We start from the raw sequence: 5,955 nt of genomic DNA on the forward strand, positions 1-5,955 counted from the left end.
CCCGGCGTGACGCAGCAGCGGCTCCCAGCGGCCGGGCTCCTGCGACGACACCTCCAGGTGCTCGGGGGCGATACGGTTGCTGATCTCGCAGGCTTCTTCCATGCTGCGCGTGAGAATCAAGGCGCCGCGGCCTTCGAGCGAGGCGCGGATGACCTCCTTGCGCGGCATGCCAGGCAGCAGACGGTCGATCGCGGCCTTGACCTGCGCGATGTAGCCGGCGTCAGGGCACAGCAGGATGCTCTGGGCCAGTTCGTCGTGCTCGGCCTGGCTGAAGAGGTCCATGGCCACCCAGTCAGGCGGCGTGCTGCCGTCGGCCAGCACCAGGATCTCGCTGGGCCCGGCAATCATGTCGATGCCCACGGTGCCGAAGACATGCTTCTTGGCGCTGGCCACGTAGGCATTGCCCGGGCCGGTGATCTTGTCCACCTTCGGGATCGTGGCCGTGCCATAGGCCAGGGCGGCCACGGCCTGGGCCCCGCCCACGGTGAAGGCGCGGCTCACGCCGGCCGCGTGGGCGGCAGCCAGCACGAGCGGGTTCTTCTCGCCCTTCGGCGTGGGCACCACCATGATGATCTCCCCCACCCCGGCCACATGGGCCGGAATGGCGTTCATCAGCACCGACGAGGGATAGGCCGCCTTGCCGCCGGGCACATAGATGCCCACGCGGTCGAGCGGCGTGACCTTCTGGCCCAGCAGGGTGCCGTCCTCGTCACGGTAGGACCAGGAGCGGCCGCAGGCCTCGAGCTGGCGCTCGTGGTAGGCCCGCACGCGCTGCGCAGCGGCCTGCAGGGCCTCACGCTGGGCCGCCGGGATGGCTTCGAAGGCGGCCTTCAGCTCGGCCGGGCTGAGCTCCAGCGCGGCCACCGATGCCGCGTTCAGCCCGTCGAAGCGAGCGGTGTACTCCAGCACGGCCGCGTCACCGCGGCTGCGCACGTCGGCCAGGATCTCGGCCACACGGGTCTCGATCGCATGATCCGTCTGCGCCGCCCAATGCAGCACGCGCTGGAACTCGGCTTCGAAGTCCGGCGCGGTGGTGGCGAGCTGGCGGATCTGGACGGACATCATTCACTCCTTGGCGAGGTTGACGTTGGTGGCGGCGGCAAAGGCGTCGATGAGGGCGCGCAGCGTCGAGCGCTTGAGCTTGAGCGCGGCCTGGTTGACGACGAGGCGTGAGGAGATCGGCATGATGTGCTCGACCTCGACGAGGTGGTTGGCCTTGAGGGTGCTGCCGGTGGACACGAGGTCGACGATGGCGTCGGCCAGGCCGGTGAGCGGGGCCAGCTCCATCGAGCCGTAGAGCTTGATGAGATCGACGTGCACGCCCTTGTCGGCAAAGTGCTGGCGCGCCACCGTCGTGTACTTGGTGGCCACGCGGATGCGCGAGCCCTGCTTCACCGCGGCGGCGTAGTCGAAGTCGTCGCGCACGGCCACGCTCATGCGGCAGCGCGCGATGTTCAGATCCAGAGGCTGGTACAGGCCCTGGCCGCCGTGCTCGAGCAACACGTCCTTGCCCGCCACGCCCAGGTCGGCGCCGCCGTACTGCACATAGGTGGGCACGTCGGTGGCTCGCACCAGCACCACCCGCACGTCGGGCCGGTTGGTGGCCAGGATGAGCTTGCGTGACTTTTCAGGGTCTTCCGCGACCTCGATGCCCGCGGCCTTCAGCAGCGGCAGGGTCTCGTCGAAGATGCGGCCCTTGGACAGCGCCAGCGTGATCAGGGAGGCGTCGCGCGTCATTGGATTCTTTCGATGTCGGCACCCACCGCGCGCAGCTTGGCTTCCATGTGGTCGTAGCCGCGGTCGAGGTGGTAGATGCGGTCGACCACCGTCTCGCCTTCGGCCACCAGGCCGGCAATCACCAGGCTGGCCGAAGCGCGCAGGTCGGTGGCCATCACGGTGGCGCCCGAGAGCTTCTCGACCCCCTGCACCACCGCGGTGTGCCCGTCCACCTCGATGCGCGCGCCCAGGCGCACGAGTTCGTTGACGTGCATGAAGCGGTTCTCGAAGATGGTCTCGGTGATCCTGGCCGTGCCCTCGGCCACGCAGTCCAGCGCCATGAACTGGGCCTGCATGTCGGTAGGAAAGGCGGGGTATTCGCTGGTGCGGAAGGACTGGGCCTTCAGGCGCCCCGAGGCCGCCACGCGGATCCAGTCGGGGCCGGCTTCGATGCGCGCCCCGGCCTCGCGCAGCTTGTCGATCACGGCGTCCAGGTGGTCGGCACGCGCCTGGCGCAGCAGCACCTCGCCGCCGGCCGCGGCCACCGCGCACAGGAAGGTGCCGGTCTCGATGCGGTCTGGAATCGTCCGATGCGTCACACCGCCCAGGCGCTCGACGCCCTGGATGCGGATCTTGCTTGTCCCATGACCTTCGATCTTCGCGCCCATCGCGATCAGCATCTCGGCCAGGTCGGGGATCTCGGGTTCCTGCGCGGCGTTTTCCAGCACCGTTTCACCCCGGGCCAGCACGGCGGCCATCATCAGGTTCTCGGTGCCGGTGACAGTCACCATGTCGGTGGTGATGCGCGCGCCGCGCAGGCCACCGGCCGGCGCCTTGGCCAGGATGTAGCCATGCTCGACGCGGATGTCTGCACCCATGGCCTGCAGGCCCTTGATGTGCTGGTCCACCGGGCGCGAGCCGATCGCGCAACCGCCGGGCAGCGAGACCGTGGCCTCGCCGAAACGCGCCAACAGCGGCCCCAGGGCCAGGATGGACGCCCGCATGGTCTTGACCAGGTCGTAGGGAGCCTCGGGCGAGGTGACGGCACTGGCGTCCAGTCGGATCCGGTGCGGGCGGTCGGCATCGCGTTCGGCCCTCACACCCATGTTGCGCAGCAGTTTGAGCATGGTCGTCACGTCCTGCAGCACCGGCACGTTGTCCAGCGTGACGGGTTCTGCCGTGAGCAGGGCCGCGCAAAGTTCGGGCAGGGCGGCATTCTTGGCCCCCGAAATCGTGATCTCGCCCGAGAGGGGGCGGCCGCCGCGGATGAGGAGTTTGTCCATGCGTGGGCTTCTTCAGGCCCCCGCGCCGCGCCGGTCCCGGCAGTCCCCGTTTGCACGCCAACCGCGCCCAGGGGCCTGCCACCCGTGCCGCGGCAGCGGGTTGCCGATCAATGGTGGTGGGGGGAAGCCGAGGTGGCGGACCACTCGGCCGGGGTGAGCGTCTTCATCGACAGGGCGTGGATTTGCTCGCGCATTCTATCGCCCAGCGCGCGGTAGACGCGCTGATGACGTGCCACGCGGGACAGCCCCTCGAATTCGGCCGACACGATGGTGGCGAAGAAATGGCGGCCGTCACCATCCACCTCCAGGTGCTCGCAGGCGAGCCCCTGGGCAATGTAGGTGCGCACTTCCTGGGGGGTCGGATCGGCCATGGTGGACGAATTATCCCGGATTCCTCAATGCCGGATCTTGTAGCCGGTCTTGAGCAGGTGCAGGGCCACCGCCGCCACCACGGCGAAGCTGCTGCCCACGACGGCCAGGCTGAGCCAGGGCGAGACATCGCTGACGCCGAAGAAGCCCCGGCGAAAGCCGTCGATCATGTAGAAAAAGGGGTTGAGGTGGCTGACCGCCTGCCAGAAGGCCGGCAGCGAATGCACCGAATAGAACACCCCGGCCAGGAAGGTCATCGGCATGATCAGGAAGTTCTGGAAGGCGGCCATCTGGTCGAACTTCTCGGCCCACAGACCGGCGATCAGGCCGAGCGCGCCCAGCATGCCGGCGCCCAGCACGGCGAACACCAGGATCCACCCCGGCTGCGCAAAGGGCGGCACGGCAAAGCCGAGCGTGACCACGAAGACCCCCAGACCCACCAGCAGACCACGGATCACCGAGGCGCCGACATAAGCAAGAAACCAGTCGCGGTGCGACAGCGGGGTGACCAGCAGAAAGACCAGGTTGCCGGTGATCTTGCTCTGGATCAAGGACGAAGAGCTGTTGGCAAAGGCGTTCTGCAGCACGCTCATCATCACCAGGCCCGGCACCAAGAAGGCGGTGTAGCTGACGCCGTCGTAGACCTGGACGTGCTCCTCGAGCACGTGGCCGAAGATCAGCAGGTAGAGCACCGCCGTGAGCACGGGCGCGGCCACGGTCTGGAAGCTCACCTTCCAGAAGCGCAGCACTTCCTTGTAGAGCAGGGTGCGCACACCGGTCATCGGTGTGACGGTCGCGGGGTCGAGCGGCTTCAAGAGGGCACCTCCTCGAGCGGGCTCGGATGGTCGAGGAAGACCGGTGCGGTGTCGGCCTGCATGATCTCCAGGAACACGTCCTCGAGATCGGCCCGGCCGATCTCGAGATCCTCTGCGGCCACGCCATGCAGGCGCAAGGTGGACAGGATCTCCTCGACCTCCAGGGCATCGTGGGCCTTGATCTGCACGACGCGGCCGGTCACGCGCGCCACGTCGGCCAGCGAGGCCGGCAGCGGGTCGTCGGTCTTGAAGCGCAGCATGGTGCTGGCCCGCCCTGACAGCAGGGCCGAGGTGCGGTCCAGCGCCACCACCTGGCCCGCCTTGAGCATGGCGATGCGGTGACACAGGGCCTCGGCCTCTTCCAGGTAGTGCGTGGTCAGCAGTACCGTGTGGCCTTCGCGGTTCAGGCGGGCGATGAACTGCCACAGGGTCTGGCGCAGCTCCACATCCACGCCGGCCGTGGGCTCGTCGAGCACGATCACCGGCGGGCGGTGCACCAGGGCCTGGGCCACCAGCACCCGGCGCTTCATGCCGCCCGAGAGCTGGCGCATGTTGGCGTTGGCCTTGTCGGCCAGACCCAGGTTGGCCAGCAGTTCGTCGATCCAGTCGTCGTTGTGGCGCACGCCGAAGTAGCCCGACTGGATGCGCAGGGCCTCGCGCACGCTGAAAAAGGGGTCGAAGACCAGTTCCTGCGGCACGATGCCCAGCTGGCGGCGCGCCATCGCATAGTCGTCCACCACGTCGTGGCCATGCACGGTCACGCGCCCGCCGCTGGCCCGGCTCAGGCCCGCGAGGATGCTGATCAGGGTGGTCTTGCCCGCCCCGTTGGGCCCCAGCAGGCCGAAGAACTCGCCCGGCTCGATGTTGAAGCTCACCTCGCGCAGGGCCTGCACAGGGCCCCGGGTGGTGCGGTAGGTCTTGCTGACCTGCTGGAAACTGACGGCGGACATAAGGCGCCCGATTGTAGGCAGGGCGGCCCTGGCGTGCAGGCCGTGGGACAGACCCCGCTTGCGGCCCCGACCGGATTTGCTAGATTGGCGGCGGGCATGCAGGCGCACGGGGCGCCGGTGCCCCGGAGCCACCATGCAAGCCAAAAAGCCGCGCCGCACGGCCGAGCGCATCCTGGAAGTCACGCTCGATCTCTTCAACCGCTTCGGCGAGCCCAATGTCTCGACCACACTGATCTCGGCCGAACTGAACATCAGCCCGGGCAACCTCTATTACCACTATCCGGCCAAGGATGAGTTGATCAATGCCCTGTTCGACCGCTATGAGCGCGCGCTCAACGAGCTGCTGCATGCGGCCGACAATGTGCGCAATGTGGAAGACGCCTGGCTCTTCTTCCACATGCTGTTCGAGCTGATCTGGCAGTACCGCTTCCTCTATCGGGACCTCAACGACCTCCTGAGCAAGAACCGCCGGCTCGAAACGCACTTCCAGTTCGTGCTGAAGAACAAGTCGCGCGCGGTGCGCACGGTGCTCGACGCCCTGTCGCGCCACCAGTCCCTGCGCATGGACGGCCGCGAGGCCGAGTCGGTGTCCACCGCGATGGTGGTGGTGCTCACCTACTGGCTGAGCTACGAGTACGTGCGCGACCCGCGCCATGCCCTCGAACCGGAGAGCGCCGGCGCCGCCCTGCTGCGAGGTGCCTTCCATGTGCTGAGCCTGCTGCTGCCCTACCTCGAGCCCGACCAGAAAGCCCACCTGCTGGGCCTGGTGGGGCGCTACAACACCCCCTGACCGGAGACACCCCATGGCCCAATGGACTGCCT

The 5,955-nt window shown here is 67.9% G+C and carries 7 protein-coding genes; 1 reads left to right on the top strand and 6 read right to left on the bottom strand.

Annotated elements, in window-relative coordinates; genetic code table 11:
- The 6 genes from hisD to ACK42S_RS14870 all read right to left on the bottom strand — a co-directional run.
- On the bottom strand, positions 1–1,062 hold a 1,062-nt coding region (gene hisD, locus ACK42S_RS14845; protein WP_409709163.1), incomplete at its 3' end, for a histidinol dehydrogenase.
- A gap of 3 nt (positions 1,063–1,065) precedes the next feature.
- Positions 1,066–1,737, bottom strand: a complete 672-nt coding sequence (gene hisG, locus ACK42S_RS14850; RefSeq protein WP_409709166.1) for an ATP phosphoribosyltransferase — start codon at positions 1,735–1,737, stop codon at positions 1,066–1,068.
- Positions 1,734–2,999: a UDP-N-acetylglucosamine 1-carboxyvinyltransferase gene (murA, locus tag ACK42S_RS14855; protein WP_409709169.1), complete on the bottom strand. Its 1,266-nt coding sequence runs from the start codon at positions 2,997–2,999 to the stop codon at positions 1,734–1,736. The genes hisG and murA overlap by 4 nt, the downstream gene beginning before the upstream one ends.
- 107 nt (positions 3,000–3,106) lie before the next feature.
- Complete coding sequence (locus tag ACK42S_RS14860) at positions 3,107–3,370, bottom strand: BolA family protein (RefSeq protein ID WP_409709172.1); 264 nt, start codon at positions 3,368–3,370, stop codon at positions 3,107–3,109.
- Positions 3,371–3,394: 24 nt separating this feature from the next.
- Positions 3,395–4,150, bottom strand: a complete 756-nt coding sequence (locus tag ACK42S_RS14865; protein ID WP_409709181.1) for an ABC transporter permease — start codon at positions 4,148–4,150, stop codon at positions 3,395–3,397.
- A gap of 29 nt (positions 4,151–4,179) precedes the next feature.
- Positions 4,180–5,133: an ABC transporter ATP-binding protein gene (locus ACK42S_RS14870; RefSeq protein ID WP_409709175.1), complete on the bottom strand. Its 954-nt coding sequence runs from the start codon at positions 5,131–5,133 to the stop codon at positions 4,180–4,182.
- 133 nt (positions 5,134–5,266) lie between these two features.
- Here ACK42S_RS14870 and ACK42S_RS14875 point away from each other — a divergent pair, with 133 nt between their 5' ends.
- On the top strand, positions 5,267–5,923 hold the full coding sequence (locus ACK42S_RS14875; RefSeq protein WP_409709178.1) for a TetR/AcrR family transcriptional regulator: 657 nt from the start codon (positions 5,267–5,269) through the stop codon (positions 5,921–5,923).
- Positions 5,924–5,955 lie beyond the last annotated feature (32 nt).

It is taken from the genome of Caldimonas sp. (assembly GCF_046289365.1).
GTDB lineage: Bacteria > Pseudomonadota > Gammaproteobacteria > Burkholderiales > Burkholderiaceae_C > Caldimonas.